This is a genomic window from Longimicrobiaceae bacterium, from assembly GCA_035936415.1.
In the GTDB taxonomy this organism is placed as follows: Bacteria; Gemmatimonadota; Gemmatimonadetes; order Longimicrobiales; family Longimicrobiaceae; genus JAFAYN01.
Genome location: DASYWD010000604.1, coordinates 1 through 2,092 on the forward strand (window position 1 = coordinate 1; position 2,092 = coordinate 2,092).

The 2,092-nt window shown below is 73.7% G+C and carries 1 protein-coding gene; it reads right to left on the minus strand.

All coding sequences use genetic code 11. The features are described from left to right. Positions 1-1,821: fatty acyl-AMP ligase (locus tag VGR37_24275; GenBank protein HEV2150539.1), on the minus strand; the 1,821-nt coding region annotated here is incomplete at its 3' end. Positions 1,822-2,092: the final 271 nt, after the last annotated feature.

Genomic DNA, 2,092 nt, shown 5'->3' on the forward strand with positions numbered 1-2,092 from the left:
GCCCGGGACGCCGGCGGAGGTGGGCGCCGCCTCCGCGGCGGCGCGGGGGCGCTCCCAGCGGCCCACCTCGCGCAGCCCGCCGCCCAGGAGGAGCCTGCGGCAGGCCCGGCGCTGGATCTTCCCGCTGGAGGTCTTGGGCACCCCCGCCGGCTCCACCAGCACCACCAGGTCCACGTCGATCCCGTGCTGCTCCGTCACGGCCCGCATGATGGCGAGGCCGGCCTCCGCCGGGTCCACCTTCTTGCGCTCGGTGCGCTCCACCTCGTGCACCACCACCAGCCGCGGGTCCCCCTCGCCCTCCTCCAGGGTGAAGGCGGCGGCCCACCCGCCGCGGCGCAGTGCGGGGTGGGCGGTCTCGGCGGTGCGCTCCAGGTCCTGCGGGTAGTGGTTGGCGCCGCGGATGATGATCAGGTCCTTGACGCGGCCGGTGACGTACAGCTCGCCGTCACGCGCGAAGCCCAGGTCGCCGGTGCGCAGGTAGCGCCGGCCCGGGCGGTCCGGGAGCGTGGCGCCGAAGGTCTCCTCGGTGGCCTCGGCGTGCCGCCAGTACCCCGCGCAGACGCTCCCGCCCGAGATCCAGATCTCGCCCACCTCGTCCGGCGCGCACGGAAGGCCGGTCTCCGCGTCCACGATGCGCACCTCGAACTCCGGGCGGATCCGGCCGCTGCTCACGAGCGGCTGGCTGCCTGCGCCGTCCTCCGCGCCCACGACGATGCGGCCCTGCTCCAGCGCGCGCTTCTCCACGTGAAGCGTGGGGGAGGGCTCGCCGAAGCGGCCGCAGCTCACCACCAGCGTGGCCTCGGCCAGCCCGTACGCGCTGATGAGCGCGTCGGGGCGGAAGCCGCTCACGGCGAACTTCTCGGCGAAGCGGCGGAGGGTGCGCGGGGAGATGGGCTCCGCGCCGTTCAGGGCGCCGCGCCAGCAGGAGAGGTCCAGCTCGGCGGCCTCGGCATCGCTCACCTTCGTGGCGCACAGCTCGTAGGCGAAGTTGGGTCCGCCGCTGAACACGCCGCGGTAGCGGCTGATGGCGCGCAGCCAGCGGACCGGCTTCTGCACGAACGCCGTGGGCGGCATGAACACCGCCGTGCCCCCCAGCGTCAGCGGCATGGTGATCCCCTCCACCAGCCCCATGTCGTGGAAGATGGGGAGCCAGGAGACCTGCGTCTCGCCGCCCGTGAGCCCCACCCCCGCGGCGTGCAGCGCGCAGTTGCCGAGGAGGTCGCCGTGGCGGACCATGACCCCCTTGGGGTTCCCCGTGGAGCCGGAGGTGTACTGCAGGTAGGCGAGGTCGCCGGGCCGGATCGTGTCGTCCACGAACCCCGGCTGGTCGAAGTCCACCTCGTCCGCGGCGATGAGGGCCTCCACCGCCTCCGAGCCCGCCGCGGCGAGGCGGCTCCGCACCTCCGTGAGCAGCGAGGCGAGGGTGAGGGTGGCCTTCGCGCCCGCGTCGTGCGCGATGACGCCGACCCGCTCCGCGTGCCAGTTGTTGCGCGGCGGGTACACGGGGACGGCGACGACCCCGGCGTACAGGCACCCCACGAACGACACCACGTAGTCCAGCCCGGAGGGGAGGAGGAGGAGCACGCGCTCCCCGCGCAGCCCCCGCCGCTCCAGCTCCCCGGCCAGCGCCGCGGCGCGCCGGTGCAGCTCGGCATACGTCAGCTCGGCCCCCGGGCCCTCGCCGTTCTCCAGGAACACCAGCGCGGCGTGCGACGGGGTGCTCGCGGCGAACCCCCCGATCAGGTCGCCGAGCGTGGACGGACGGGAAGGATGCGACCCCTCCGCCGGAAGGGACACCTGCGCATCACGCGAATCGGTCACGGGAAGATCTCGGCCCTGGAGCGTCGTGGTGGGTCGGCGGGCGCGGGACCGCGCCGGCTGGGAAGGGGGTGGTAGACACGGGTGCCCGGTCTACGCCGTCGTCGGGGCTACCTGCCTTCAGGGGAGGAGAAAAACCGCTCCCTGGAGAGCGCAGAATGCTAGCAGACCTATGCGCATACGTCAAGCCACATTGTAAGCAAATGAGCCACAATAGCTTGGAGAACCGGGGGCATTCACCCGGCGCCCGCCGGCCGGGCCAGCACCCCCGGAC